The 25,153-nt window shown below is 70.5% G+C and carries 24 protein-coding genes, 1 tRNA gene and 2 pseudogenes; 11 read left to right on the top strand and 16 right to left on the bottom strand.

The window, feature by feature from the left end; translation table 11 throughout:
• Positions 1 to 13: 13 nt before the first annotated feature.
• A complete protein-coding gene (locus ACZ41I_RS28915) occupies positions 14 to 703 on the bottom strand; it encodes a pentapeptide repeat-containing protein (protein ID WP_468515452.1) in 690 nt (229 codons plus the stop codon).
• Positions 704 to 858: 155 nt separating this feature from the next.
• Here ACZ41I_RS28915 and ACZ41I_RS28920 point away from each other — a divergent pair, with 155 nt between their 5' ends.
• Complete coding sequence (locus tag ACZ41I_RS28920) at positions 859 to 2,016, top strand: NAD(P)-binding protein (protein ID WP_468515453.1); 1,158 nt, start codon at positions 859 to 861, stop codon at positions 2,014 to 2,016.
• Here the strand turns inward: ACZ41I_RS28920 and ACZ41I_RS28925 are convergent.
• Both ACZ41I_RS28925 and ACZ41I_RS28930 read right to left on the bottom strand, forming a co-directional pair.
• Positions 2,005 to 2,484, bottom strand: a complete 480-nt coding sequence (locus tag ACZ41I_RS28925) for a GNAT family N-acetyltransferase (RefSeq protein WP_363213721.1) — start codon at positions 2,482 to 2,484, stop codon at positions 2,005 to 2,007. The genes ACZ41I_RS28920 and ACZ41I_RS28925 overlap by 12 nt on opposite strands.
• Before the next feature lie 9 nt (positions 2,485 to 2,493).
• Positions 2,494 to 2,750: pseudogene (locus ACZ41I_RS28930) on the bottom strand (hydroxyurea phosphotransferase); the annotation flags it as partial.
• Between the two features lie 25 nt (positions 2,751 to 2,775).
• Between ACZ41I_RS28930 and ACZ41I_RS28935 the strand changes: the two are divergent.
• Both ACZ41I_RS28935 and ACZ41I_RS28940 read left to right on the top strand, forming a co-directional pair.
• A complete protein-coding gene (locus tag ACZ41I_RS28935) occupies positions 2,776 to 3,429 on the top strand; it encodes a rhomboid-like protein (protein WP_363213720.1) in 654 nt (217 codons plus the stop codon).
• Positions 3,430 to 3,439: 10 nt separating this feature from the next.
• A complete protein-coding gene (locus tag ACZ41I_RS28940; RefSeq protein ID WP_468515454.1) occupies positions 3,440 to 4,846 on the top strand; it encodes an NAD(P)/FAD-dependent oxidoreductase in 1,407 nt (468 codons plus the stop codon).
• 53 nt (positions 4,847 to 4,899) lie between these two features.
• Here the strand turns inward: ACZ41I_RS28940 and ACZ41I_RS28945 are convergent.
• Positions 4,900 to 4,973 (bottom strand) — tRNA-Thr (locus ACZ41I_RS28945).
• A 216-nt stretch (positions 4,974 to 5,189) separates the two neighbouring features.
• Between ACZ41I_RS28945 and ACZ41I_RS28950 the strand changes: the two genes are divergently transcribed.
• The 3 genes from ACZ41I_RS28950 to ACZ41I_RS28960 all read left to right on the top strand — a co-directional run bounded on the left by ACZ41I_RS28950 (position 5,190) and on the right by ACZ41I_RS28960 (position 7,792).
• Positions 5,190 to 6,326: an ABC transporter ATP-binding protein gene (locus ACZ41I_RS28950; protein ID WP_363213718.1), complete on the top strand. Its 1,137-nt coding sequence runs from the start codon at positions 5,190 to 5,192 to the stop codon at positions 6,324 to 6,326.
• Between the two features lie 209 nt (positions 6,327 to 6,535).
• Positions 6,536 to 6,997 (top strand): hypothetical protein, encoded by a 462-nt coding sequence (locus ACZ41I_RS28955; RefSeq protein ID WP_399774435.1) that lies wholly within the window; start codon positions 6,536 to 6,538, stop codon positions 6,995 to 6,997.
• 63 nt (positions 6,998 to 7,060) lie between these two features.
• Positions 7,061 to 7,792: an NDP-sugar synthase gene (locus ACZ41I_RS28960; RefSeq protein WP_399774438.1), complete on the top strand. Its 732-nt coding sequence runs from the start codon at positions 7,061 to 7,063 to the stop codon at positions 7,790 to 7,792.
• Between the two features lie 58 nt (positions 7,793 to 7,850).
• Here ACZ41I_RS28960 and ACZ41I_RS28965 read toward each other — a convergent pair whose 3' ends face one another.
• The 7 genes from ACZ41I_RS28965 to ACZ41I_RS28995 form a co-directional block, all read right to left on the bottom strand.
• Positions 7,851 to 9,560 (bottom strand): DoxX family membrane protein, encoded by a 1,710-nt coding sequence (locus tag ACZ41I_RS28965; RefSeq protein ID WP_399774440.1) that lies wholly within the window; start codon positions 9,558 to 9,560, stop codon positions 7,851 to 7,853.
• A gap of 128 nt (positions 9,561 to 9,688) precedes the next feature.
• Positions 9,689 to 10,630: a 23S rRNA (guanosine(2251)-2'-O)-methyltransferase RlmB gene (gene rlmB, locus ACZ41I_RS28970; RefSeq protein WP_363213714.1), complete on the bottom strand. Its 942-nt coding sequence runs from the start codon at positions 10,628 to 10,630 to the stop codon at positions 9,689 to 9,691.
• Between the two features lie 91 nt (positions 10,631 to 10,721).
• The gene (gene cysS / locus ACZ41I_RS28975) at positions 10,722 to 12,122 is read right to left on the bottom strand and encodes a cysteine--tRNA ligase (protein WP_468515455.1); all 1,401 of its coding nucleotides are present in this window, start codon (positions 12,120 to 12,122) and stop codon (positions 10,722 to 10,724) included.
• Between the two features lie 59 nt (positions 12,123 to 12,181).
• A complete protein-coding gene (locus ACZ41I_RS28980; RefSeq protein WP_363213712.1) occupies positions 12,182 to 12,586 on the bottom strand; it encodes a PPOX class F420-dependent oxidoreductase in 405 nt (134 codons plus the stop codon).
• A gap of 57 nt (positions 12,587 to 12,643) precedes the next feature.
• A complete protein-coding gene (ispF, locus tag ACZ41I_RS28985; RefSeq protein WP_399774444.1) occupies positions 12,644 to 13,141 on the bottom strand; it encodes a 2-C-methyl-D-erythritol 2,4-cyclodiphosphate synthase in 498 nt (165 codons plus the stop codon).
• Entirely contained in the window at positions 13,131 to 13,883 is a 753-nt protein-coding gene (gene ispD, locus ACZ41I_RS28990; protein ID WP_468515456.1) for a 2-C-methyl-D-erythritol 4-phosphate cytidylyltransferase, read from the bottom strand. The genes ispF and ispD overlap by 11 nt, the downstream gene beginning before the upstream one ends.
• Positions 13,884 to 14,200: 317 nt before the next feature.
• Positions 14,201 to 14,683 (bottom strand): CarD family transcriptional regulator, encoded by a 483-nt coding sequence (locus tag ACZ41I_RS28995; RefSeq protein ID WP_003953493.1) that lies wholly within the window; start codon positions 14,681 to 14,683, stop codon positions 14,201 to 14,203.
• A gap of 604 nt (positions 14,684 to 15,287) precedes the next feature.
• Here ACZ41I_RS28995 and ACZ41I_RS29000 point away from each other — a divergent pair.
• Positions 15,288 to 15,983: a DUF461 domain-containing protein gene (locus ACZ41I_RS29000; protein WP_399774450.1), complete on the top strand. Its 696-nt coding sequence runs from the start codon at positions 15,288 to 15,290 to the stop codon at positions 15,981 to 15,983.
• Between the two features lie 82 nt (positions 15,984 to 16,065).
• Here the strand turns inward: ACZ41I_RS29000 and phoP are convergent, their stop codons facing one another.
• Together phoP and phoR are read right to left on the bottom strand one after the other, a co-directional pair.
• Positions 16,066 to 16,737: a two-component system response regulator PhoP gene (gene phoP, locus ACZ41I_RS29005; protein ID WP_466437636.1), complete on the bottom strand. Its 672-nt coding sequence runs from the start codon at positions 16,735 to 16,737 to the stop codon at positions 16,066 to 16,068.
• Between the two features lie 5 nt (positions 16,738 to 16,742).
• On the bottom strand, positions 16,743 to 18,002 hold the full coding sequence (phoR, locus tag ACZ41I_RS29010; protein WP_363213708.1) for a two-component system sensor histidine kinase PhoR: 1,260 nt from the start codon (positions 18,000 to 18,002) through the stop codon (positions 16,743 to 16,745).
• Positions 18,003 to 18,182: 180 nt separating this feature from the next.
• Here phoR and phoU point away from each other — a divergent pair, with 180 nt between their 5' ends.
• Positions 18,183 to 18,872: a phosphate signaling complex protein PhoU gene (gene phoU, locus ACZ41I_RS29015; protein ID WP_351239677.1), complete on the top strand. Its 690-nt coding sequence runs from the start codon at positions 18,183 to 18,185 to the stop codon at positions 18,870 to 18,872.
• Positions 18,873 to 19,314: 442 nt separating this feature from the next.
• Here the strand turns inward: phoU and ACZ41I_RS29020 are convergent, their stop codons facing one another.
• Positions 19,315 to 20,121 carry a GAF and ANTAR domain-containing protein gene (locus tag ACZ41I_RS29020; RefSeq protein WP_468515457.1) on the bottom strand — a complete coding sequence of 269 codons (807 nt, stop codon included), beginning with the start codon at positions 20,119 to 20,121 and terminating at the stop codon, positions 19,315 to 19,317.
• Positions 20,122 to 20,725: 604 nt separating this feature from the next.
• Between ACZ41I_RS29020 and ACZ41I_RS29025 the strand changes: the two genes are divergently transcribed.
• The gene (locus ACZ41I_RS29025; RefSeq protein ID WP_468515458.1) at positions 20,726 to 21,742 is read left to right on the top strand and encodes a hypothetical protein; all 1,017 of its coding nucleotides are present in this window, start codon (positions 20,726 to 20,728) and stop codon (positions 21,740 to 21,742) included.
• Between the two features lie 405 nt (positions 21,743 to 22,147).
• Positions 22,148 to 22,315 (top strand): annotated as a pseudogene (locus ACZ41I_RS29030) (site-specific integrase); the annotation flags it as partial.
• A 259-nt stretch (positions 22,316 to 22,574) separates the two neighbouring features.
• On the opposite strand, the gene ACZ41I_RS29035 reads toward ACZ41I_RS29030, so the two are convergent.
• Positions 22,575 to 23,336 (bottom strand): phosphoglyceromutase, encoded by a 762-nt coding sequence (locus ACZ41I_RS29035; RefSeq protein ID WP_363213704.1) that lies wholly within the window; start codon positions 23,334 to 23,336, stop codon positions 22,575 to 22,577.
• Positions 23,337 to 23,486: 150 nt separating this feature from the next.
• On the opposite strand from ACZ41I_RS29035, the gene ACZ41I_RS29040 reads away from it, so the two are divergent.
• Positions 23,487 to 24,737 carry an MDR family MFS transporter gene (locus ACZ41I_RS29040; protein ID WP_399774461.1) on the top strand — a complete coding sequence of 417 codons (1,251 nt, stop codon included), beginning with the start codon at positions 23,487 to 23,489 and terminating at the stop codon, positions 24,735 to 24,737.
• Between the two features lie 109 nt (positions 24,738 to 24,846).
• Here the strand turns inward: ACZ41I_RS29040 and ACZ41I_RS29045 are convergent, their stop codons facing one another.
• On the bottom strand, positions 24,847 to 25,077 hold the full coding sequence (locus ACZ41I_RS29045; RefSeq protein WP_363213702.1) for a hypothetical protein: 231 nt from the start codon (positions 25,075 to 25,077) through the stop codon (positions 24,847 to 24,849).
• Between the last annotated feature and the right edge of the window lie 76 nt (positions 25,078 to 25,153).

The following is a 25,153-nucleotide window of genomic DNA, read 5'->3' on the forward strand; positions in this document are numbered from 1 at the left end:
AGGGCCCGGGCCGCTACTCCACCCGGATCCCCAGCTCCGCCGCCAGCACCGGGGCCAGATCCAGCAGCTGCCCGGTGCTGATCACCGCTCCCGACAGCCGGTCCAGGCCCCGCACGATCTCCAGCGGGGCGGCCCCGCGCAGGTCCACGTCCTGCAGCGTCGCACCGCCGAAGTCGGCCTCTCTCAGCGCGCAGTCGACGAACTCCACCCGCTCCAGGCTCGCGCCCGCGAAGTCCGGTTCGACCAGCATGCAGGACTCGAAGACGACGTCCTTGAGGCGGGCCTCGCGCAGGTTCAAGTAGTCGATCTTGCCGCCGCGCACCACGACCCGTTCCAGGACGGCGCCGTGCAGCTGCGTGCCGCCCAGCCGGGCATCGATCAGCTCCACGTCCCGCAACGTGGACTCGGCCAGATGCGTGCCCACCCCGCGCAGTCCCGTCAGGACCGAGTCCAGCACTCTGGCCCGGCCCAGCGCCGTGCCGTCCACCGCGCAGCCCGTCAGCGCGCAGTCCATGAACCGGGCGCCCACCCCGTCCTGCCCGGTGAGGTCCGCGTGCCGGAACTCCAGCCCGTCATAGTCCCCGTCGGCCCGCAACTCCCCGTCCTTCCAGGGCTCCAGGGGCGGCAGCCGCAGCTCCGGCCGTCGCGCACGCTTCACCCCTGCCCGGCCCGCCGCACGGCCGCCCGTCACTCTCCTCGCCATGCCCCCCATGCTGCACCCCGCCACTGACAATCCGTCCGACCTGCGAAAACCCCTCCGATGTCACAGTCCGGCGCGCCCCGGCCGTCGTAGTCACCGAAGCATCGACGTCACGAAGTCACCGACCAGGTGAACCGATCCGAGGGAGGGACTGTCCCATGCAGGCCATCACCGTCGTCGGCGGCGGTTTCGCCGGACTCACCGCCGCGATCACCGCCGCCGAGGCGGGCGCCGGGGTCACCCTGTACGAGGCCCACCACACACTGGGCGGCCGGGCCCGCACCGCCGAAGGGCCGTACCGCACCAACGAGGGCCCGCACGCCCTCTACAACGGCGGCCCGCACTGGAGCTGGCTCAGGCAGCGCGACCTGATCGGCCCGCTCGCCCCGATCCCGCCGCTGGAGGCGGCCCGGCTGCGGCTGCGCCACCACGGCGTCCTGCGCCGCACCCCGCCCTTCGGGATGCTCAAGCTGCTGCGCCCCGGCGTCCGCCAGGCACCCGTCGACGCCGACTTCCTGAGCTGGGCGACCGAGGTCGCCGGCGAGGAGGGCGCCCGCGCCGCGGCCCACTACGCGGCAGTCGCCCTCTTCCACCACGACCCGGGCGCCCTGTCCGCCGCGTTCGTGCAGGAGCGCCTGCGCCGGGCCACCAAGCTGCCGCCGGAGGCGCACTACCCGGTCGGCGGCTGGGCTTCCGTCATCGACCGGATGGCCGCGCGGGCCCGGAAACTGGGCGTGCGGATCGAGACGCTCGCCCGCGTCGACGAACTGCCCACCGGCACCCCCGTGGTCGTCGCCACCTCCCTGCCGGCCGCCCGCCGGCTGCTCGGCGACGACGCGCTGACCTGGCCCAGCGGCCGCACCGTCCTGCTCGACCTCGCCCTGCGGACCCGGCGCGGTGACCCCTTCGTCCTCTCGGACCTCGACGCGACCGGCTGGCTCGAACGGTGCACGGCGCCGGACCGGTCCCTCGCGCCCGCCGGGGAGCAGCTGATCCAGGGGCAGATCCCGATCGCCCCGGGCGAGTCCCGCGCCGCCGGTCTCGCCCGTGCCGAGGAACTGCTCGACCTGGGCTTCCCGGGCTGGCGGGAGCGGCTGACCTGGCGGCGCGAGGCGGTGGCGGACGGCCGTACGGGAGCTGTGGACCCGCCGGGGAGCAGCTGGCGGGACCGGCCCGCCGTGGACCGCGGCGACGGCGTCTACCTCGCGGGCGACCAGGTCGCGGCACCCGGTGTGCTGTCGGAGGTGTCCTTCAACAGCGCGGTCACGGCGGTGTCCCTGGTCCTCGGCCGGTCCGGACAGTCGTCAGTGGTCTGAGCCCAGCGCCGTCAGCGCCCCGTCCGTGAGCCGGTACACCGTCCACTCGTCCTGCGGACGCGCACCGAGCGCCTCGTAGAAACCGATCGCGGGCCGGTTCCAGTCGAGCACCGACCACTCCAGACGCCCGTACCCGCGCTGCACACAGATGCGCGCCAGCTCCGTCAGCAGCGCCCGCCCGTGCCCGGCGCCGCGCGCACTCGGCCGCACGTAGAGGTCCTCCAGATGGATCCCGTGCACCCCGCGCCAGGTGGAGAAGTTCAGGAACCACAGCGCGAACCCCACGGCCTCCCCGGTGGCGTCGTCCACCGCCATGTGCGCGAACGCCGCCGGCCGCTCCCCGAACAGGGCGTCCCGCAACTGCTCCGCGCTCGCCCGCGCCTCCTGCGGTGCCTTCTCGTACTCGGCCAGCTCACGGATCAGGGCATGGATGACGGGGATGTCGGCGGGTATCGCGGTACGAATCATGCGGCGAGGCTAGCCCGTGAGCCGACGGGCGATCTCCAGCCGGCGTTCCTCCAGCGGCCGGCCGCCCGCCACGTCCCACAGGGCGTTCTGCAGCAGCCGGCCCAGCGTCCAGGCACGGGCCCGCTCCCGGTCCAGGCCCACAGCTCGAAGCCGGGGTCACCCGCGAGCGGCTTGGGGTCGAGCCCGACGAAGGCCCGGCCCGACGCGCCGTTGTATCTGTGCTGCGCTTCCGCCAGATCACCGGGGATGTCAATCACGGACCGGACGATACAGACGTGCGTGAATCGGTTCATGCGAAATATCCGGGGCTCCGGCGGCGTGCGGGCGTACCTCCGCAGCGCCCCCGGCACGTACGTGTGGCTGGCGATCCTGTTCGTCACGACCGTCGCCCTGCACCGCATGTCACCGGAGTTCGAGCAGCACTTCCTGCGGCAGCGGTCGACCAACATCCATGAGCTGTCCCGCAACCCGGTCCGGGTGCTGGTGGCCAGCGCGATGTGGATCGACAGCGGCCACTGGATCCCGTACGCCGTGCTGTACACGGTGTTCCACGCACCGGCCGAGCGCTGGCTGGGCACCGCCCGCTGGCTCTCGGTGTGCGCGCTGGCGCACGTGCTGGCCACACTGATCAGCGAGGGCGCCCTGCTGATGGCGATCCGGGACGGCATCGCCCCGCACTCGGCGGTCAACACCCTGGACGTCGGCGTGAGTTACGCGCTCGCCGGGGTCATGGGCGTGCTCACCTACCGGATCGCGACACCCTGGCGGTACGCGTACCTGCTGGTGGTACCGGCCCTGTTCGGGCTGTCGCTGGCCGTGGGACGGTCCTTCACCGAACTCGGCCACTTCGTCTCCGTACTGATCGGACTGGCCTGCTATCCGCTGACGAGGGGCCGCGGAAAAGCATGGAATCCGAAGGAGACACTGGCCGCGCTCAGGGGTTAACGTCCCCGCCATGAGCAGCTCGGCAAGCAGTGTCGTCAACGGCGGGATCTCCTTCTGGTACGCGGACGACGGCCTTCCCGCGGTCCGGGAGCCGCTGACCGGCGACGCGTCCGCCGACGTCGTCATCGTCGGCGGCGGCTACACCGGCCTGTGGACGGCGTACTACCTGAAGAAGGCCGCCCCCTTCCTCCGCATCACCGTCCTGGAGCAGAAGTTCTGCGGCTACGGCGCCTCCGGCCGCAACGGCGGCTGGCTCTACAACGGCATCGCCGGCCGCGACCGGTACGCCAGGCTGCACGGCCGTGACGCCGCGGTACGGCTGCAGAAGGCGATGAACGACACCGTGGCCGAGGTCGTCGCGGTCGCCGGGGCCGAGGGCATCGAGGCGGACGTACACCGGGGCGGTGTTCTCGAAGTCGCCACCACACCCGCCCAGTTGGCCCGCCTGAAGGCCTTCCACGAGCACGAGCTGTCGTACGGCGAGAAGGACCGCGAGCTGTACGGCGCCCGGGAGACGGCCGAGCGGATCCGCATCGCGGACGCGGTCGGCTCCACCTGGACCCCGCACGGCGCCCGGCTGCACCCGGTGAAGCTGGTGAAGGGCCTGGCGGCCGTGGTGGACGCCCTGGGCGTCACCGTCCACGAGTCCACCCCGGTGACGGAGATCCGCCCCAAGCACGCCGTCACCCCGTACGGCACGGTCCGCGCCCCGTACATCCTGCGCTGCACCGAGGGCTTCACGGCGTCACTGAAGGGCCAGAAACGCACCTGGCTCCCCATGAACTCCTCCATGATCGCCACCGAGCCGCTGACCGAGGACCAGTGGGCGGCGATCGGCTGGGACGGCCGCGAAACCCTCGGCGACATGGCCCACGCCTACATGTACGCACAGCGCACCGCCGACGGCCGGATCGCGCTGGGCGGACGCGGGGCGCCCTACCGCTTCGGGTCGAGGACGGACAACGACGGCCGTACGCAGCCGGCGACCATCGAGGCCCTGCACGAGATCCTGACCCGCTTCTTCCCCTCCCTGGCCGGCGTGCGCGTGGAACACGCCTGGTCGGGCGTCCTCGGCGTGCCGCGCGACTGGTGTGCCACAGTGACACTCGACCGCTCCACCGGCCTCGGCTGGGCCGGCGGCTACGTCGGTTCCGGCGTCGCCACCGCCAACCTGGCCGCCCGCACCCTGCGCGACCTGGTCCAGCAGGACTCCGGCCAGGCCGGCCGCACCGAGCTGACGGACCTGCCCTGGGTGAACCACAAGGTCCGCAAGTGGGAACCGGAACCCTTCCGCTGGCTGGGCGTCCACGGCATGTACGCCACCTACCGCACCGCCGACCAGCACGAACGCCTCCACCCGGGGACGGAGTCCTCGCGCCTGGCGAAGGTGGCGGACCGGGTGGCCGGCAGACACTGACCGAACACGACAAACGGCCCCGGACGAGAAGTCCGGGGCCGCTGTGCATCCGGAGCCCCCTGTCGGATTCGAACCGACGACCTTCGCTTTACAAGAGCGGCGCTCTGACCAGCTGAGCTAAGGAGGCCTGCGCATGCGCGCCCGTGCAGTGTACCCACGTCCGGGCCCGCTCCTGTCGAAAATTTCCGCGAAGTTCACCGGGGCCCGGGTACTGACAGAACGAGTGAACGCCAGGTACCGTCCTGAGCCAGTTCACGCAGTTCACCTGGGTGGACTACACCAACCACCTTCCTACAACGGATCGTCCGGCACGTTCCTGCCGGTAGAAGGGGGCCCATTCACCATGGCCACTGTCACGTTCGACAAGGCGACCCGGATCTACCCGGGTTCCACCAAGCCCGCCGTCGACGCGCTCGACATCGCGATCGAGGACGGCGAGTTCCTCGTCCTGGTCGGCCCGTCGGGCTGCGGAAAGTCCACCTCGCTGCGGATGCTCGCGGGCCTGGAGGACGTCAACGGCGGCGCCATCCGCATCGGTGACCGCGACGTCACGCACCTGCCGCCCAAGGACCGGGACATCGCCATGGTGTTCCAGAACTACGCCCTGTACCCGCACATGACGGTCGCCGACAACATGGGCTTCGCGCTCAAGATCGCCGGCGTCAACAAGGCGGAGATCCGGCAGAAGGTCGAGGAGGCCGCGAAGATCCTCGACCTCACCGAGTACCTGGACCGCAAGCCCAAGGCGCTCTCCGGCGGTCAGCGGCAGCGTGTCGCCATGGGCCGCGCGATCGTGCGTGAGCCGCAGGTCTTCCTCATGGACGAGCCGCTGTCCAACCTGGACGCCAAGCTCCGTGTGAGCACCCGTACGCAGATCGCCAGCCTGCAGCGCCGGCTCGGCATCACCACCGTCTACGTCACCCACGACCAGGTCGAGGCCATGACGATGGGCGACCGGGTGGCCGTGCTCAAGGACGGTCTGCTGCAGCAGGTCGACTCGCCGCGGAACATGTACGACAAGCCCGCGAACCTCTTCGTCGCCGGCTTCATCGGCTCCCCGGCCATGAACCTGGTCGAGGTCCCGATCGCCGACGGCGGCGTGAAGTTCGGCAACAGTGTCGTTCCCGTCAACCGGGAGGCGCTGACGGCCGCCTCGGACAAGGGTGACCGCACGGTGACCGTCGGTGTCCGTCCCGAGCACTTCGACGTGGTCGAGCTGGGCGGCTCCGTCGCCGCCTCGCTGTCCAAGGACGCCGCGGACGCGCCGGCCGGTCTCGCGGTCTCCGTGAACGTCGTCGAGGAGCTGGGCGCCGACGGCTACGTCTACGGCACCGCCGAGGTCGGTGGCGAGCTGAAGGACCTGGTGGTCCGCGTCAATGGCCGTCAGGTGCCGGAGAAGGGCTCCACCCTGCACGTGGTGCCGCGGCCGGGCGAGATCCACGTGTTCTCCACGTCCACGGGTGAGCGCCTCTCCGACTGAGCAGCGCGTTTGCACCCAGGTTGACGAAAGGGGCCCTGCGGAGTGCCGCAGGGCCCCTTTCGTGTGAGACACACCCCCGGATATATCCCGGCACAGCGATCATTTCGGGCGTGGCGCGTCAACCCCTTACCCAGAAAAAAGCGGCATCCCATCCCCCAAAGGGGTGACTAAATGTCGCCAAATCATTACCCCGCGCTACCCTCACACGCGTGAAGCACTCCACCACTCCACAGACGCGACGCGGCCATCGGGGCGGCCCTGCCCGCCGGATCGGCCGCACTCTCGCCCTTGTCCTGCCCGTCGTCCTGGTGCTCTCCGGGACCCTCGCGGTCACCCGGGTCAACTGGACGGGGAGCCCCTCCAGCTCGGCGCTGGCCGCCTCGGACGTCTCGTCGGCGGCGCTCTCCGCCAAGACGGCCTCCCGCGCCCCGCAGGACGTGCTCCGCGACCGGCTGATCACCGAGCTGCAGAAGAAGGACCCGGGGGTCGTCCTGACCCACCTCCAGCAGGCCGTCAACGGCCACCCCTCGCTGGCCAAGCACTGCACCGCCATCGCCCGCTCCCTCGGCCAGGCCGCGGCGCGCATGTACGGCGTTCCGCGCGCGCAGTCCTACGCCCGCCCGGTGTGCGACACGTCGTTCGCCTCCGGCGTCCTCGCCGCACGCGGCTGACGGCTCCTCACGGAACGCGCCGCTCCCGGCCGGCCGGGGCGGGGCGCCACGTACAGTGCGGTCATGACCGATCCGAACGCCGCGTCGCGCCCCACTCAAGCCGTGGTCCTGGCCGGTGGCCAGGGCTCCCGGCTGCGTCCCTACACCGACGACCGGCCCAAGCCGATGGTCGAGATCCCCGGCACGGGCACTCCGATCATCGGCCACCAGCTGACCTGGCTCGCCGAGGAAGGCGTGACCGACGTGGTGGTCTCCTGCGGCCACCTCGCGGACGTCCTGCAGAAATGGCTGGACTCCGCCGACCTGCCCGTCTCCGTCACCACCGTGGTGGAGACCGAGCCCCTCGGCCGTGGCGGCGGCCTCAAATACGCCGCCGCGCATCTTCCCCGCCCCGACCGGCCCTGGTACGCCACGAACGGCGACATCTGGACCCGCTTCTCCCTGCGGGACATGGCCGACTTCCACACCGAGCGGGATGCCGTCGCGACCCTGGCCCTGGCCCGGCCGCGGATCCCCTGGGGGGCGGTGAAGACGGACGGGTTCGGGCACATCACCGACTTCATCGAGGCTCCGCCGTCGACGTTCGAGATCAACGCGGGTGTGTATGTCTTCTCGCCCGAGTTCGCGGAGTTGCTGCCCGAGCGGGGGGATCACGAGCGGACCACGTTCCCCGGGCTGGCCCGGGAGCGGAGGCTTTTCGGGTTCCCGATTCCGCAGGGGGCGTACTGGCGGGCCATCGACACGGCGAAGGATCTGACGGAGGCGGCCAAGGAGCTGGCGGCTCTGGGGCGGTAGTGCATCGAAAGGGCCCCGTACCTCTTCCGGTACGGGGCCCTCTCCTGTGTCGTTGCCGTCAGCCCAGCAGGCCGCCCACCAGGCCCTCCTGGCCGCCGGACGAGTTGCCGCCGGAACTGCTCGAACCGCCCGATGACGAGCTGCCCCCGGTCGATGTGCCACCGGTGCCGGTGGGGCCGGCCGTGGTGCTGGGGGCGCCGCCGGTCGGGGCGGACTGGCGGGGCGGGGTCTGGCCCGTGGTGCCCTGGGTCTGGCTGGGGGCCGCGGTCGTACCGCCGGCGGCCCTGGTCGCGCCCGGAGTCGACACCGCGCCGGACGGACTCGCGCCGACCGTGGCGCCGCCCGTGGGCGAGCTGGAGGCCGACGGTGTCTTCCTGGTCCGGCTGCCGGTGTCCTGGGGGAGCGGGGAGCCGGGGAGGTTGTTGCGGGGGGCCTCGCCGGGGCCGGGCACGACCACGCGGCTGGAGTCGCGTACGGCGCCGCCGAGCAGGGAGCCGACCAGCAGGGTGAGACCGACCGTGACGACGGTGATCAGTGCGCCGCGGCGCAGGACGTACTGGCGCAGGTCCCAGATGTCGGCGCGGGGGCCGAGGCGGCGCCAGGCGCTGGCCGCGATGCGGCCGTCCACGGAGTAGACCGGGGCGCCGGCGATGATCAGCGGGGACCAGGCGGCGAGGTAGATGATGTCGGGGGTGTCGTAGGCGGGGACCGTCTTCCAGCTGACGGTGACGATCAGCGCGGCGGAGAGCAGGGCGCCGAGCACCGCGGCCACGCGCTGCCAGCAGCCCAGGACGGTCAGCACGCCGACGACCACCTGGAGGAAGGCGATGACCAGGCCGGAGCCGACCGGGTGGTGCAGGGCGAACTGGCGCAGGGGTTCGGCCACGTCCCAGGGGTGCAGGGTGTTGAGCCACTTGACCATCGAGCCGCGCTTGCCGCCGTCGAAGTAGACGGGGTCGCACAGCTTGCCCATACCGGCGTAGATGGAGATGAAACCCAGGAAGATGCGCAGCGGGAGCAGGACCACGCCGAGGTTCATCCGGCGGCCGGGGTAGTAGGCGTGCCGGGAGGGGTCGTCCCCGTGGCGCCTGGCGGGGCGGGGGGCGTCCTGCTCGGACGCGTCGTCGTAGTGGTCGTGGTCGTCGTAGTCGTCGTGGTCGCCGTAGTCGTCGTAGTCGTCGGCGCCATGGCCGTCGTACGGTTCGAGGTCGGCGTCCGGGTGGGGCGGGTCGTCGTAGGCGCCGCTCACCGTGCGCATGTGCGGCAGCAGGCGGGTGCCGTCGGCGTCGGGGGCGGTGCGCTGGTGACCGACGACGGGGGTCTCGACGGTCTGGTCCAGCTCGTCGTAGGTGTCGGCGTAGCCGGTCTGGACGCGCGGGATGACCTGGGTGGCTCCGGCTTCGGGCTCGTCGGCGTGGCGGACGCTGCTGCCCCGCACGGCCTGGAGGAGCCGGTGGGCGCCGGTGTCGTCGGGGGCGGACTTGCCGCTCCACACGACGGGGCGGCGTCGGCCGGTGGCGCCGGCCCGGCCCGCGGTACCCACGACGGGCATGCGGGGGGTGTCCTGGGCGGCACTCAGGAGCCGGGCGATCCGCGGGGATTGGGCGCGCCTCGCCGATGCGCCCAGCTGCACGCGGAAGCTGACGTGATTGACGATGACCTGCGCCGGATCGCTCGGCACCTTCACCATGCTCAGCGCGGGAGCGTCGTCGTACCCCGACGAGCGGTCCCCCGTGGGTGTGCGGGGTGTTCTGGTGTCCACACGCATCTAACCGAGTGACGTGGTGTTAGGACACTGCTTTGACCGGGCGGATGTGTCCGGACCCCGTCAAAGCCGCCTCGAACGCCATATGGGCGCCGAAATTCCCCCGCAGGGGTGAAGTTGCGGACGGTTGTTCAGCTCCGCCTGCTGGCCGCCTCGTACAGGACGATGCCGGCCGCGACACCCGCGTTCAGCGACTCCGCGCCACCCGGCATCGGAATGCGCACGCGGAAGTCGCAGGTTTCCCCGACGAGGCGGGACAGGCCCTTGCCCTCACTGCCGACGACGATGACGACGGGGCCCTCCAGGGCCTCCAGGTCACCGAGTTCCACCTCGCCGTCCGCCGCCAGGCCGACGACCGTGACGCCGGCCTTCTTGTAGGCCTCCAGCGTCCGGGTGAGGTTGGTGGCGCGGGCGACCGGGGTGCGGGCGGCGGTGCCGGCGGAGGTCTTCCAGGCGCCGGCGGTCATGCCGGCCGAGCGGCGCTCGGGCACGACCACGCCGTGGCCGCCGAAGGCGGAGACGGAGCGGACGACCGCGCCGAGGTTGCGCGGGTCGGTGACCCCGTCCAGCGCGACGACCAGCGGGTCCTCGCCCTCGTCGGCGGCGGCGTCGAGCAGGTCCTCGGGGTGCGCGTACTCGTACGGCGGGACCTGCAGGACCAGGCCCTGGTGGTTGAGGCCGTTCGTCATGCGGTCCAGCTCGGGGCGCGGGGCCTCCATCAGGTTGATGCCGCCGCGCTCGGCGGCGAGCTGGAGGGCCTCGCGGACGCGCTCGTCGTTGTCGATGAACTGCTGGACGTAGAGGGTCGAGGCGGGCACGCCCTCGCGGAGTGCCTCGACGACCGGGTTACGGCCGACGACCAGCTCGGAGGTCGACTTGCCGCCTCGGCCCCGGGCCATGGGACGGCGCGCGGCCTGTTTGGCCTTGGCGGTGGCGATGCGGTTCTTCTTGTGGCCCTTGCGCATCTCGGCGGGCGGGGTCGGTCCCCTGCCCTCCAGGCCCTTGCGCCGCTGGCCGCCGGAGCCGACCTGCGCGCCCTTCTTGCCGGACATGCGGCGGTTGTTCGCGGCCATGACCTACCTGTTCTCTCCGAAAAAGTGTGCGTACGTCTATGCAGTGTGCCGCCCGGGGGGCCGGGCGGCACAATCGATCAAGAGCCGGTGCTCAGCGCGGACCCAGGGTCCAGCGCGGGCCCTGCGGGCTGTCCTCGATGACCAGGCCCGCCTGGCTCAGCTGGTCGCGGATGGCGTCGGCCGTCGTCCAGTCCTTGCGGGCGCGGGCGGACTCGCGCTGGTCGAGGACCAGACGGACGAGGCTGTCGACCACGCCGTGCAGGTCTTCGCCCTGGCCGGAATCTCCCGCCCACTGCGCATCGAGCGGGTCCATGCCGAGGACGCCGAGCATGGCCCGCACCTCGGCGAGCCGGGCGACGGCGGCTTCCTTGTCGTCGGCGGCCAGCGCGCTGTTGCCCTGCCGGACCGTGGTGTGCACGACGGCGAGGGCCTGCGGGACGCCCAGGTCGTCGTCCATCGCCTCGGCGAAGGCGGGCGGGACCTCGGCGGCCGGTTCGACGGTCTTGCCGGCCAGCTCGGTGACCCGCTGCACGAAGCCCTCGATCCGGGCGAACGCCGACTCGGCCTCGCGCAGCGACTCCTCGCTGTACTCGATCATCGAGCGGTAGTGCGGGGTGCCCAGGTAGTAGCGCAGCACGATGGGCCGCCACTGCTTGACCATCTCGGACACGAGCACGCTGTTGCCGAGCGACTTGGACATCTTGTCGCCGGCCATGGTGACCCAGGCGTTGTGCACCCAGTACCGGGCGAAGTCGTCGCCGTAGGCCTTGGCCTGGGCGATCTCGTTCTCGTGGTGCGGGAAGATCAGGTCCAGGCCGCCGCCGTGGATGTCGAAGGCGCTGCCGAGGTACTTGTGCGCCATCGCCGAGCACTCCAGGTGCCAGCCGGGCCGGCCCTCCCCCCACGGGGTGGGCCAGGTCGGCTCGCCCGGCTTGGCCGCCTTCCACATCGCGAAGTCCCGCGAGTCCCGCTTGCCGGTCTCGCCCTCGGCGGAGGGCTGCAGCAGGTTGTCCAGCTCCTGCCGGGACAGCTGGAGGTAGGACGGGAAGGACCGTACGTCGAAGTAGACGTTGCCGTCGGCGGCGTAGGCGTGCCCGCGCTCGATGAGGCGCTGCATCATCTCGACCATCTCGGTGATGTGGCCGGTGGCGCGCGGCTCGTACGTCGGCGGCAGGCAGCCGAGAGCGGTGTAGCCCTCGTTGAAGGCGCGCTCGTTGTCGTACCCGATCGACCACCAGGGCCGGCCCTGCTCGTGGGCCTTGGTGATGATCTTGTCGTCGATGTCGGTGACGTTCCTGATGAACGTCACGTCATAGCCGCGGTACGCGAACCACCGGCGCATGATGTCGAAGTTGAGCCCCGAGCGGATGTGCCCGATGTGCGGTGCCGCCTGCACGGTGGCGCCACACAGGTAGATCGAGACGCAACCCGGCTTGAGCGGGGTGAAGTCACGGATCTGCCGGGCGCTGGTGTCGTACAGGCGAATAGTCACCACTCCAGAGTAGTGGGCGCGAGAGGGTGCCTCACGCCCCTTCCCCGCAATGCCGGGCTTCAGAGCCTCCCGACGACCTTCCGGGGCGTGATGCGTACGACCACTCGCTGGGCGTCGTTGACCGAGTCGGGGTTGAAGTCGGCGTACTTCCGGCCCGTGTACTTCTCGCTCAGTTCGTCGATGAGTTCCGGGGCGCCGTCGGTCGTCGTCTCGGCGGTGCCGCGGATCTCGGCGTACTCGTAGGGCTGGTCCGGGTCCATGACGACGACCGTCACGCGGTTGTCGCGGTCCAGGTTCTTCTTCTTGCGGCGGTCGACCGTGGTGGAGAAGAGGAGATCGTCGCCGTCCCGCTTCACCCAGACCGGTGACAGCTGCGGGCTGCCGTCGGGCTGGAGGGTGCCGACGACGATGAACACCTTGCGGTCGAGCAGGGACTTCAGACGGTCGGACAGTACGGCGGACATGGGCACCCTCCGGAGTCCAGGGATCACTGGTGGTCGTGTGGGTACCCTCGCACGCCCTCAGCTCACCCGCACGACGAGCGCAGTCGCCACCGCCATCAGGCCCTCCTCGCGGCCCGGGAAGCCGAGGCCGTCGGTCGTCGCGCCGGAGACGGAGACGGGCGCGCCGGCCGCTTCGGAGAGGATCTTCTGGGCCTCGTCGCGCCGCTTGCCGATCTTCGGGCGGGGGCCGACCACCTGGACGGCGATGTTGCCGATGGTGAAGCCGGCCTCGCGGACGATCCGGGCCGCCTCGGTGAGGAGGGTGGTCCCGGAGGCTCCCGACCACTCGGGGCGGCCGGTGCCGAAGTGCTGTCCGAGGTCACCGAGCCCGGCGGCGGAGAAGAGGGCGTTGCAGGCCGCGTGGGCGACGACGTCGGCGTCGGAGTGCCCGGCCAGGCCCGGCCCCTCGCCCTCCCACTTCAGGCCCGCGCACCACAGCTCGCGGCCCTCCTCGAAGGCGTGGATGTCGGTGCCGATGCCGACCTGGGGGAGGATCAGCGGCTGCTCAGAAGCCATCGTTGAGCCTCCTGCGGGCGAGGACCGCCTCGGCGAGGACCAGGTCGAGGGGGCGGGTGACCTTGAAGGCCTCCTCGTGACCGGGGACGGCGACGACGGTCAGGCCCAGCTGCTCGACCATGCTCGCGTCGTCGGTGACGCCCGCGGTGACGGTCTCGTGGGCGCGGATCAGGGTCGCGCGGTCGAAGCCCTGCGGCGTCTGGACGGCGCGGAGGCGGGCCCGCTCGGGGGTGGCGACGACCGGTTCCGGGTCCCCGGCGACGGCCGCGGGCTCGACCTCCTTGACGGTGTCGGCGAGCGGGAGCGCGGGGACGACGGCGGGGGCGCCGTCCCGGACTGCCTCGATGACCGCGTCGACCGTGTCGACCGGGACCAGCGGGCGGGCCGCGTCGTGGACGAGGACGATGCGGTATTCGGGCGGCAGGGCGTCCAGGCCGAGCTTGACCGATTCCTGGCGGGACTCGCCGCCGGGCACGACCAGGAAGTCGGTTCGCTCGGGCAGCGCGTGTGCGTCGAGGAGTGATTTGACCTCGGCGGCGCCGTCCGGCGGGGCCACGACGATCACCAGGGAGACATGGCGGGACGCGGCGAGCGCGCGGGCCGCGTGGATGAGCATGGGTGTGCCGTTGAGCGCGCGCAGCGCCTTGGGGGCGCCCGGACCGAGGCGTACGCCCCGGCCGGCGGCGGGAATCACGGCGGCTACGGGGGTCGGCGCGGGCGAAGGGCGCGATTCGTCAGACATCGGTTCCTGTCAGGTTTGTGTGCTCGACCTAGGTGGGTATGGCCTGGAGGAGTGCCGGGCGCGACGCCTTGACCGGACCCTTTCCGTGACCCTGGTCGAGCCATCTGCCCGGGCCCGGCACATCAAGTATCGGGGGGCTTGCTTCTCGGGGGCTTTCCGAAGAACACGGAAGACCAGCGAAGAGCGGGGCTTTTCCGGATACGGCGCCATTGGGTACGAACATGCCGCAGCGCCCGGCGACAGGATCAGTGTCATCGGGCACCGCGGCATTTACTGTGCTGAGCGTGGCGGGAGCGAAGGATCGCTGCCGTGGCGCGTCAGGAGGCGAGCACCTCGTCGAGCAGGGCTTCGGCCTTGTCCTCGTTCGTGTTCTCCGCGAGCGCCAGCTCGCTCACCAGGATCTGGCGTGCCTTGGCGAGCATGCGCTTCTCACCGGCGGACAGTCCGCGCTCGCGCTCACGACGCCACAGGTCACGCACGACTTCCGCGACCTTGATGACATCGCCGGAGGCGAGCTTCTCCAGGTTTGCCTTGTAGCGACGCGACCAGTTCGTGGGCTCCTCGGCGTACGGCGCGCGCAGCACCTCGAAGACCCGGTCCAGCCCGTCCTGACCGACCACATCACGCACGCCGACGAACTCCGCATTGTCCGCTGGCACACGTACCGTCAGGTCACCCTGGGCGACCTTCAGCACCAAGTAGGTCTTGTCCACGCCTTTGATCTGGCGAGTTTCGATGGCCTCGATCAGCGCGGCCCCGTGATGGGGATAGACCACGGTGTCGCCAACCTTGAACGTCATGTGACAGGTACCCCTTCCGTGGCTATCCAGGGTAACACGGATACGGCGTCTTCTGAATGGCGTTTTCGCAGGTCAGGGCATATCTCGGGGCTTGACAACTGCGACAGGAACGTGCTGCGAGGGGCCTGCGGAACGAGGAATTCGCAGGTCGGAGGGGCTCTTCGGGCGGGGAGAAACGCGTACGTTACACACTTCCGGAGCCGTCTCCAAGTGGACGAACGTCCCGTTTTGTCCGGTTCCAAGCGTACGACTTCCGCTACTCCGTTCGGTGGCCCCTGACGGATCCGAGCCGATTCCGGAATTGATCAACGGCCGCGGGACGGGGTGGCGCGTGATCAATATCCGGGGCCGTCGCGCATTCCTTCACGGAAATTTTGCGAGCGGTTATGTGAATGGCGGACGAGCGCCCGGCAAAGTGACTGGAGGGTCACGTGTGATCGGAGTGACGCGGGGTTCGCGGTACCTCCAGCCGGAGGGAAGCAGGGTGGTCGGGGAGGGTCGGGTGCGGGCGTCCGGGAACGGCTCGGTAACCTAAGCCCGCTGACAGACACTTAGGGTGGCTTTATAAGGGAGCCGCCCGCGCGTTCAAGGAGTTGCCGCCGCCGTGAGCAGCAGCCTTCGACGCGGCGCCCTCGCCGCCTCCGCCATCGTCTTCTCGATCGCCTCGCTCGCCGCCTGCGGCGCCGGCAACAACTCACAGACCCTGGAAGTCAAGCCGGACAACGCGGCGACCAGCGTCGGCGACATCAAGATCCAGAACGCCCTGGTCATCACCCAGCCCGACCTGAAGTCGACGGGCCCGGCCGTGATCTCCGCGACCCTGTTCAACATGGGCAAGGACCCGCAGACCCTGCAGTCCATCGCGGTCCCGGGCAGCAGCGCGACCGTGAAGCTGACCCCCGCCAAGGGCCAGAGCCTGACGATTCCGGCGCACGGCTCCCTGACCCTCGGTGGCAAGGACAACGCCTCCGCCGAGATCCCCAGCGGTCGCGAGGCGGTCCAGGACGGCAACGCGCAGAAGATCACCTTCACCTTCAGCACGACCGGTGACGTGAGCCTGCGCGCCTTCGTGGTGCCGGCCACCAGCTACTTCGACAAGTGGGGCCCGAGCCAGATCCCGTCCGGACCGGCGACGAACTCCCCCGCGCCGGGCGCCTCCGCCGGCGGCAAGCCGCACAAGGGCGGCAAGGCGAGCCCGTCGTCCTCCCCGAGCAACACGGCGAGCAGCACCGCGAGCGGCACCGCCAGCACCGGCGCCACCCCGAGCGACTCCGCCTCCCAGTCGGCGGCCGGCCGCTGAGCACCGGGACACGAACGAAGGGCGGCACCCCTGCCGGGGGCGCCGCCCTTCGTCGTCACCGCGTACGGGAAGGCCGTACGGTCTACGGCTCGAACTTGTAGCCAAGACCGCGCACCGTCACCAGGTACCGGGGCGCGCCCGGATCCGGTTCGATCTTGGCGCGCAGGCGCTTGACGTGGACGTCGAGGGTCTTGGTGTCGCCCACGTAGTCGGCGCCCCAGACACGGTCGATGAGCTGCATGCGGGTCAGCACGCGGCCGGCGTTGCGCAGCAGCATCTCCAGCAGGTCGAACTCCTTGAGGGGGAGGTCGACCTTGGAGCCGGCGACCGTCACCACGTGGCGGTCGACGTCCATGCGGACCGGGCCCGCCTCCAGCGCGGCCGGGGTGACCTCCTCCGGCTCGCCGCGGCGGCGCAGCACGGCCCGGATACGGGCCACCAGCTCGCGCGAGGAGAAGGGCTTGGTGACGTAGTCGTCGGCTCCTATCTCCAGACCGACCACCTTGTCGATCTCGCTGTCCTTGGCCGTCACCATGATCACGGGGACGTTGGAGCGGCCGCGCAGCTGACGGCACACCTCCGTACCGGGCAGACCCGGCAGCATCAGGTCGAGGAGGACGAGGTCGGCGCCGTTGCGCTCGAACTCGTCGAGTCCGTCGGGGCCGGTGGCCGCCACGGCGACCTCGAAGCCCTCCTTGCGGAGCATGTACGACAGGGCGTCGGAGAAGGACTCCTCGTCCTCGACGACGAGCACTCGGGTCACGGAAGGACCTCCGGGGCAGGAAGCGGTTCGTAAGGGGATGACTCGGGGGCGCCGCCGTCCTCGTCTTCTTCGTCGAGGTCGGGGTGCTGTTGCGCGCGGTCGCGGGCCGCGCCCGCCTCCGGCAGCCTGAGGGTGAACGTGGAGCCCTGGCCTTCGGCGCTCCAGACCGTGACCTCCCCGCCGTGCGAGGCGACCACGTGCTTGACGATCGCGAGGCCGAGACCGGTGCCTCCGGTCTGCCGGGAGCGGGCCGGGTCGACGCGGTAGAAGCGCTCGAAGATGCGCTCCTTGTCCTTGTCGGAGATGCCGATGCCCTGGTCCGTCACGGCCAGCTCGATCAGGTCGCCGCCGGGAGCGTTGACCCGGCGGGCGGCTATGCCGACCCGGGTGCGGGCCGGGGAGTAGTTCACGGCGTTCTCGACCAGGTTGCCGAGGGCGGCGGCCAGCTGGCCCCGGTTGCCCCAGACGGCCAGGTCCTCCATGCCTCCGGCGGCCATGGTGATCTGCTTGGTGCCTGCCTGGTGGCGGCAGCGGTCGATGGCCTCGGCGACCAGCTCGTCCACGCGGACGGGCTCGGCATCCTCCAGCGGGTCGTCGTTCTGCACCCGGGAGAGGTCGATCAGCTCCTGGACCAGATTGGTCAGCCGGGTCGCCTCGATCTGCATACGGCCCGCGAAGCGCTGTACGGCCTCGGGGTCGTCGGAGGCGTCCATGACCGCCTCGGAGAGGAGGGAGAGCGCGCCGACGGGCGTCTTCAGCTCATGGCTCACATTGGCCACGAAGTCGCGCCGTACGGCCTCGATACGTCTGGCCTCGGTCAGGTCCTCGACCAGCAGCAGGACCAGGCGGGAGCCGAGCGGGGCCACGCGCGCGGAGACCGCGAGGGCCTCGCCGCGTCCGGTGCCGCGCCGGGGCAGGTCCAGCTCGACCTGCCGTATCTCGCCGTCACGTCTGGTGTCCCGGGCCATCTGGAGCATCGGCTCGACGGAGAGTTTGCCGCCCCGGACCAGCCCGAGGGCGTAGGCGGCGGAGCTGGCCTTGACGACGGCGTCGGCCTCGTCGAGGACGACGGCCGAGGAGCGGAGCACGGACAGTACGGTGTCCACGCCGGGCGGGAGTACGGGATCGGTGTGCAAGGAAGTCCTGGTCGGTCGCTTCTGGTCGCGTTCGCTCCAGCGGAACGCCAGCATGGCGATGACGCCGGTGAGCACCCCGGCGATCGCTGCCGCTGCGGCGACCGCCGCGTTCACGTCCATGCCTCCAGGTTAAGCAGGGGGTACGACATGACCCCAGCCGTCGAGGGACGACCTCGGACACTCGTCGCCCAGAGTTCACCTTGGAGCCAGGATTGGTTCATTTGAGGTGGCGGAAACGGACGCGTGCGGGACAGAACGTGGGAGCGTGGGGACCAAGCACACCTATGAGAGGGAGCCCTGATGCGGGACGCGTACCACGAGGAACTTGACTCGATCGGCGACGGTCTGGTGGAGATGACCCGGCTGGTCGGGTCGGCGATCGGGCGCGCCACGACTGCCATCCTGGACGCCGACCTGAAGCTGGCCGAGAGCGTGATCGAGGCCGACCAGAAGGTCGACGAGCTCCAGCACGACCTGGAGGCGCGGGCCATAGCCCTGCTCGCCCGGCAGCAGCCGGTGGCGACCGACCTCCGTATCGTCGTCACCTCCCTGCGGATGTCCGCCGACCTGGAGCGCTCCGGCGACCTGGCCCAGCACGTGGCGAAGCTGGCGCGCCTGCGCTTCCCCGCGCGGGCCGTCCCCCAGGACCTGCACGCGACGATCCTGGAGATGGGCCAGCTCGCGCAGCGCCTGATGGCAAAGGCGGCCGAGGTGATCATCACCAAGGACATCGACCTCGCGCTGCAGCTGGAGCAGGACGACGACGAGATGGACCTGCTGCACCGCACGCTGTTCCAGCACCTGATCGACGAGCGCTGGAAGCACGGCATCGAGACCGCCGTCGACGTCACCCTGCTGGGCCGCTACTACGAGCGGTACGCCGACCACGCGGTGGCCGTCGCCAAGCGCGTCGTCTATCTGGTCACGGGCGAGCACGCGGACGAACTCCAGCAGGACATCCAGCCGGTGACGGGCGTCGAGGGCGCGTGATCCGGGGCAGGGCCGCCGGGGCCTGCGGGGCTGTGGGGGCTTGCGGGGCTATGGGGGCTTGCGCTGAGACGGGCCTGGGCCGGAACCGGTGGCCGGACCGAATGCGGGGTCGGCCGCGGGGTCGGCTCCGGGGGCGCTGGGGCGCCTCCGTGCGCCGTTGATGCGCCGGGGGATACGGGCATGAAATGGACGAGGGCACCCCTGCCCCAGCGTCTAGGAGGGACCCATGGCCGAATCCCCCAGCACCACGCCCGACCCCACGCAGGAGCGCGAGACCGACCAGCCCGCCCCCGTCACGAGCCTTCCGCTGATCGGCGCATGCGGGTGCGGATCGGGCTGCGGGTGCGGGTGCCAGTCGGGCGCGCCGTGCCAGTGCGGCTGACGGACTGCAGAACGTCGTAGGGCCGGTGTGAACTCGATTCGCACCGGCCCTGCCCGTGTGTCATCGGCCGGCGGATCCGGCGCCTTCGAAGCGGAGCCTGCCGGCCAGGACCTCGCGGGCCACTTGGCTGATCGTGCGGCCGTCGGCGTACGCGCGGGCCCGCAGCCGGTCCAGGGCCTGCTCGGGGTCCAGGTCCAGCTGCACCATCACCATGCCGACCGCCTGGTGGACCTCCGTGTGGTCGGCCTCGGAGGCCGCCAGCCACGACGCCACCTCGTTCTCCGTGTCCTCCTCGGCGCCGTCGAGGCCGGCCGTCTGAAGGCTCATGAGCGCGTAGGCGACCGCGTCCCGCACCCACAGCGCGGTCCGCATGTCCGGCTCCGCCAGCCCGCCGACGGATTCGCTGTAGAGGTCGAGGGTGCCGATCGCGGCGCCGCTGACACCGAGCGGCAGCGAGAAGACCGCGCGCACGCCGAGTGCCACCGCCTCGTGCGCGAAGATCGGCCAGCGGAGGGCGTCGGGTCCGCCGGTGAGGTCGGCCGCGACGACCGGGGCGCCCCGGTCGAGAGCGCTCTGACAGGGTCCGTCCCCCACGGTGTACTGCAGCTCGGCGAGCCGGGCGGCGACCCGGTCACTGGCGCACCAGGTGATGTGTACGCCCTTGCCGCCGGAGATCGACACCGAGGACCCGCCTATCGGCAGCAGCCGTACGCACGCCGTGCACAGCGCGCCCGGCACCTGCTGAGGGTCGTCGGTGCACCGCGCGGCGGCGGCGAGCGTCTCGGTGACCCGCAACCGTTCCTTCCCGTACGCCGGCACCCCGCCACCGGCTGGTCCCTTCGACCGCTCGGGCGACATGGTCATCATCTCCACGTCCCGGGTGCCCAGCTTGGGACGATTGACGTACCGCTCTTTTGACGCACCGGTCCTCGAAGGACGGAACTCCGACACCGACGTACGGTCATCAGCGCTGGAGATCGGGCGCCGGCTCGATGACGTCGGCCCAGACACGATCGCTCCACGGGTTGCCCTCGACACCGAGGCGTGCTGCGACGACATCGTCGAGAAAGTGCGCCTGGGCGCTGCCTGCCGTCTCGTGGGGCCGCCAGAGTGAGTCGCACTCATGCCCAGCAAGAAGCGCGTCCCATCCGCCTCGAAGCGGTACGGGTGGAGCCAGTCCTGTCCGCAGCCTGGACAGGCCAGGTCGCGCGCCACTCTCGACTCCCAGATGCTGGGTCGCGTTGAGCGGTGTCGGACGGCCCAGTCATGGGTCAGCCATGGGTCACATGAGCGGTGTCAGCCCGCCGAGGCGGCCCGGCATTGCGCATCGCCATCGCCGCCTTGACGAACCACTGGCCGCCCAAACGGAACGACGTTGAAGTGCGCCCTAATATGTGCAGGTCACAGGAGGGGGAGCATGGTTGAAGTGAGGCACACGTGCCCGCATTGTGGACACGGCGTAGGTCGGCTGATGCGCGTCAACGGCGAAGGTGTTTCCAACTGCTCGCGTTGCCACAAGAGTGACTGGTCCCGCCGGTTCGATCCCCAGCAGGCGCAGCAGGAGGCTCGGGAAACACGCCGCGCAGAGATGAATGCGCGTCTCTCCGACTGGCTTTCACGCAACAACCAGTCCACCCAGGACCAGATCCCCGAACGCAACGCACAATCCATCCAGGTCAAGATCCCCGAACGCATCACGCCGCCCCCGCCGCTTCGCCCGAAGGTGGAACGGGAGCGGCCTGTCGGGCATGTCCGTAACGGGAAGCTCCTCGAATCCAACACCGCCCAGAGCGCGAACAACAGGGTGAGGAAGCGCCTCTTGGCCTATGGAGCCTTGGCGGTAGGGGCTGTGGCTTGCTTCGCCATCGGCGCGGGGGGCGCTGACGGTGACCAGGTCCAGGCCGCGTCCGCCAAGCCCACAGCGTCGCCCAGCGCGACTGCATCTCCCTCGGTCGAATCCTCCGTGTCTCCGTCGCCTTCACGGAATCCGGCTCCGACGAAGCCGGTGAGCGACTACCAGCACTGGAACCTTGCAAAGGCTGTGGCGGACGCCCGCAAGCACCACGTCGGGCCGGTGACTTACACAGACCTGAGCGACCTGAACCGTAGTCCGTCTCACCTCGGCAACTGGAAGGTGTGCTCGCAATGGCCCGATGCTGGTGCCGAGAGCACCGGGACTGTCACGTTCTCGGTTCTGAAAACGAACGAGGCGTGCGCTTCGCCGCCGCGCCCCCACTCTCATCACGACACGTCCTCGCAGGGCAGTACGGACCCCAGCTCGGGCGGAAGTACATCGACGGCTGACAGCTCGCCCGCATCGGGCAGCTCCACCACGACGCAGTTGTGCGACATCCGATCCAACGCCGGCAACTGCTATCACGCCGGCGAGTTCTGCCGGAGCATCGACGTGGGGGAGACGACCACGGACGCGGCAGGGCGTGAGATCACCTGCGACTATGAGGCTGGCGCTAATCGGTGGCACTACTGACAACCCGATGACCGGTCACGGCTTGGTGCCTGCCAGGTCCGCGTGTCCGGCTACCGTGACTGCCCGGTGTTCCCGTGGTCTCCCGCTCGATCGGGCACGCGTGGGGCACGGCTACCTTCTGATCCGTAGCTCTGCAGAGATCGGTCAATGGGGGTTGTAGGGTCATCGTTCGGCCCTTCGCAGTCGTCACTGGCCATGGTCGGCTTCTGAGGTTGCTGTACTTCTCTGCTGTACAGCTCTGGCGGCTCGTATGAGCGAGGTTGTTTCGGCTGATCAGTGTGTCGGGGTGGGTGTCCCCCAGGACCTGCTCGTCTTGGGCGAGGGTGGTCTCGTACAGGGGATGGCTCACTGCAGGGCCCCCGCCGCCCGGTAGGCGTGCCGGACTCCAGGCCGCTTGCCGTGTGGATCTACTCCAACGTGCGCGCCGCCCTCAGCGCGGCCGTGGATGACGGGCACCTTCCCCGGAACCCGTGCGCCGCCCGCTCGGTCCGGGCACCGGCCGTAGACGACAGGCGCGTCGTGCCCTGGACGCCGGAACGGGTCTTCGCCGTCCGGGCCGGAATGCCCGAGCGCGTGGGCGAGATCCGCCCTCGTGACCTACCGATCGCACTCATCGGTACGGCCGGCGGCACACTCGCCCTCTGGGCCAACGCCCCCGCCGCGATCGCCATCCCCACGGCTCTGCTGATCGTCCTCGACATCCGCATCCGCCGCCGGCGCCGACGCACCTGACGTCCCGATCATGCACCTGACGGCCCACAGACGGCCCCAGGGCATCGAAAAGCCCCCCACCCGCAGCGAAACCGCAGGTGAGGGGCTTGATCGTTCGGGCTTACTTCTTCTTGCCCTGGTTCTTGACCGCCTCGATCGCCGCCGCGGCCGCCTCGGGGTCGAGGTAGGTGCCGCCGGGGGTGATCGGCTTGAAGTCGGCGTCCAGTTCGTAGGAGAGCGGGATGCCGGTCGGGATGTTCAGGCCCGCGATGTCGGCGTCGGAGATGCCGTCCAGGTGCTTGACCAGGGCGCGGAGCGAGTTGCCGTGGGCCGCGACCAGGACCGTGCGGCCGGCCAGGAGGTCGGGGACGATGCCGTCGTACCAGTACGGGAGCATGCGCTGGACGACGTCCTTCAGGCACTCCGTCCGCGGGCGGAGCTCCGGCGGGATGGTCGCGTAGCGGGCGTCGTTCGCCTGGGAGAACTCGGAGTCGTCCGCGAGCGGCGGGGGCGGGGTGTCGTACGAGCGGCGCCAGAGCATGAACTGCTCCTCGCCGAACTCGGCCAGCGTCGCCGCCTTGTCCTTGCCCTGGAGCGCGCCGTAGTGCCGCTCGTTCAGGCGCCAGCTGCGGTGGACCGGGATCCAGTGGCGGTCCGCGGCCTCAAGGGCCAGCTGGGCCGTGCGGATCGCGCGCTTCTGCAGGGACGTGTGGACCACGTCGGGGAGGAGGTCGGCGTCCTTCAGGAGCTCGCCACCGCGGACTGCCTCCTTCTCGCCCTTCTCATTCAGGTTGACGTCCACCCAGCCGGTGAACAGGTTCTTCGCGTTCCACTCGCTCTCGCCGTGGCGGAGGAGGATCAGCTTGTACGGTGCGTCGGCCATGGCAAAGAGCGTAATCCACGGATTCGCCGCCCTGCCCGGCCCGGTCAGTGGGTGGACGGTTGACGGCATCTGTTAATCGAGTGGCTTCCGAGGGCCGCCGTCTGTAAGTTGTGCTTGCCACGTGAGCCACTTACCAATGGGGGTCTTGTCATGTCCGCCACGCGTCTCAGACGTGCCGCCCGGGAGACCGTCTCCGGACTCCCTCGTGAGTTCTGGTGGCTGTGGACCAGCACCCTCGTCAACCGGCTCGGCGCGTTCGTGGCCACCTTCATGGCCCTCTATCTCACCCTCGACCGCGGATATTCGGCCTCCTACGCCGGTCTCGTCGCCTCGCTGCACGGGCTGGGCGGGGTCGTCTCCTCGCTGGGCGGAGGAGTCATGGCCGACCGGCTGGGACGGCGGCCCACACTGCTCATCGCCCAGTCGGCCACCGCCGCCTCCGTCGCGCTGCTCGGCTTCATGAGCGACCCCGTCACCATCGCCGCCGTCGCCTTCCTCGTCGGCATGGCCTCCAACGCCTCCCGGCCGGCCGTGCAGGCGATGATGGCCGACATCGTGCGACCCGAGGACCGGGTGCGGGCCTTCTCGCTCAACTACTGGGCCATCAACCTCGGCTTCGCCGTCTCCTCCACGGCCGCGGGGTTCATCGCCGAGTTCAGTTATCGCGCCGGCTTCCTGATCGAGGCCGGGATGACGGCGGTCTGCGCTCTCGTCGTCTTCCTCAAGCTGCCCGAGTCGCGGCCCACGGCCACGGCCAGGCAGGCCGGCTCCGACGTCGGCCTCGGCACCGTGCTGCGCGACGGGCGGTACATGGCCGTCGTCGGGCTGTCCTTCCTGGTCGCGCTGGTCTTCCAGCAGGGGTCCGTGGGGCTGCCGGTGGCCATGGGGCGGGCCGGGTTCTCGCCCGCGGACTACGGCCTCGCCATCGCCGTCAACGGCATCCTGATCGTCGCCCTGCAGATCCCGGTCACCCGCTTCATCGAGCACCGCGACCCGCGCACCCTGCTGGTGGTCTCCTCGGTGCTCGCCGGGTACGGCTTCGGGCTCACCGCCTTCGCCGGTTCCGTCGGCGTCTTCGCGCTCACCGTCTGCGTGTGGACCCTCGCCGAGATCGTCAACGCCCCGACCCAGACCGGGCTCGTGGTCCGGCTGTCCCCGGTGCACGGGCGCGGCCGCTACCAGGGCGTCTACACCCTGTCCTGGTCCGTCGCCGCCCTGGTCGCACCGCTGATGTCCGGCGCGGTCATCGACCGGCTGGGACCGGAGTGGCTGTGGGGGATGTGTGCGGTGGTGGGGACGGTCGCGGGCGCCGGATACGGCGTGCTCATGCGCGGACTGCCGGCCGAGACGCCGGTTCCGGCTCCGCCGCCGTCCGCTTCCGTCCAGGTCACCGAAGTGTGAGCCGTGCGGGGCGACCGCTCGCGCCGGCCCGGCCGAAAGCCGTCCCGTGCCCCGCACCGAGAGCATCGCGGTGCGGGGCGTGGGCGCGGAAGGAAGGTACGGCCCGCCGTCAGTGGCCGAACTGCCGGTCGAAGATACCCCCGACCTTGCCGAATTCAGGCATGTCCTGGTCCATGCCGGACATGCCCTGGTCGGCATCGGACGTGGCCGGCGCGCTGCTCCCGGACTCGACCCCGACGTTACCCATGTCGTCGTTGTCGTCGGCCATGGCCTGGGCCGCGCCTCCGAGCAGAACGGTCCCGGCGAGAGCGATGGCGCCGAGTGCGGCACGTACACGCATAAGCATCTCCTTCGATCGGTGTGTGATCGTCAGAGGTATGCCGCCGGCCCCCGCGCAAGAAGCGTTGACGTGCACA

The organism is Streptomyces sp. NPDC030799, assembly GCF_055572255.1.

Excerpts from the sequence above, each read along its gene's own strand:
- ACZ41I_RS28960 (WP_399774438.1), top strand. The coding sequence starts at position 7,061 with ATGACCGATCCGAACGCCGCGTCGCGCCCCACTCAAGCCGTGGTCCTG.
- phoU (WP_351239677.1), top strand. The coding sequence starts at position 18,183 with ATGCGGGACGCGTACCACGAGGAACTTGACTCGATCGGCGACGGTCTG.
- ACZ41I_RS29040 (WP_399774461.1), top strand. The coding sequence starts at position 23,487 with ATGTCCGCCACGCGTCTCAGACGTGCCGCCCGGGAGACCGTCTCCGGA.
- ACZ41I_RS29020 (WP_468515457.1), bottom strand. The coding sequence starts at position 20,121 with ATGATGACCATGTCGCCCGAGCGGTCGAAGGGACCAGCCGGTGGCGGG.
- ACZ41I_RS28915 (WP_468515452.1), bottom strand. The coding sequence starts at position 703 with ATGGCGAGGAGAGTGACGGGCGGCCGTGCGGCGGGCCGGGCAGGGGTG.
- ACZ41I_RS28995 (WP_003953493.1), bottom strand. The coding sequence starts at position 14,683 with ATGACGTTCAAGGTTGGCGACACCGTGGTCTATCCCCATCACGGGGCC.
- ACZ41I_RS29025 (WP_468515458.1), top strand. The coding sequence starts at position 20,726 with ATGCGCGTCAACGGCGAAGGTGTTTCCAACTGCTCGCGTTGCCACAAG.
- rlmB (WP_363213714.1), bottom strand. The coding sequence starts at position 10,630 with ATGGCCGCGAACAACCGCCGCATGTCCGGCAAGAAGGGCGCGCAGGTC.
- ACZ41I_RS29045 (WP_363213702.1), bottom strand. The coding sequence starts at position 25,077 with ATGCGTGTACGTGCCGCACTCGGCGCCATCGCTCTCGCCGGGACCGTT.
- phoR (WP_363213708.1), bottom strand. The coding sequence starts at position 18,002 with ATGGACGTGAACGCGGCGGTCGCCGCAGCGGCAGCGATCGCCGGGGTG.
- ispF (WP_399774444.1), bottom strand. The coding sequence starts at position 13,141 with ATGGCTTCTGAGCAGCCGCTGATCCTCCCCCAGGTCGGCATCGGCACC.
- ACZ41I_RS28965 (WP_399774440.1), bottom strand. The coding sequence starts at position 9,560 with ATGCGTGTGGACACCAGAACACCCCGCACACCCACGGGGGACCGCTCG.
- ACZ41I_RS28935 (WP_363213720.1), top strand. The coding sequence starts at position 2,776 with ATGCGAAATATCCGGGGCTCCGGCGGCGTGCGGGCGTACCTCCGCAGC.
- ACZ41I_RS29035 (WP_363213704.1), bottom strand. The coding sequence starts at position 23,336 with ATGGCCGACGCACCGTACAAGCTGATCCTCCTCCGCCACGGCGAGAGC.
- ACZ41I_RS28980 (WP_363213712.1), bottom strand. The coding sequence starts at position 12,586 with ATGTCCGCCGTACTGTCCGACCGTCTGAAGTCCCTGCTCGACCGCAAG.
- ACZ41I_RS28925 (WP_363213721.1), bottom strand. The coding sequence starts at position 2,484 with ATGATTCGTACCGCGATACCCGCCGACATCCCCGTCATCCATGCCCTG.
- ACZ41I_RS28940 (WP_468515454.1), top strand. The coding sequence starts at position 3,440 with ATGAGCAGCTCGGCAAGCAGTGTCGTCAACGGCGGGATCTCCTTCTGG.
- ACZ41I_RS28920 (WP_468515453.1), top strand. The coding sequence starts at position 859 with ATGCAGGCCATCACCGTCGTCGGCGGCGGTTTCGCCGGACTCACCGCC.
- ispD (WP_468515456.1), bottom strand. The coding sequence starts at position 13,883 with ATGTCTGACGAATCGCGCCCTTCGCCCGCGCCGACCCCCGTAGCCGCC.
- ACZ41I_RS28950 (WP_363213718.1), top strand. The coding sequence starts at position 5,190 with ATGGCCACTGTCACGTTCGACAAGGCGACCCGGATCTACCCGGGTTCC.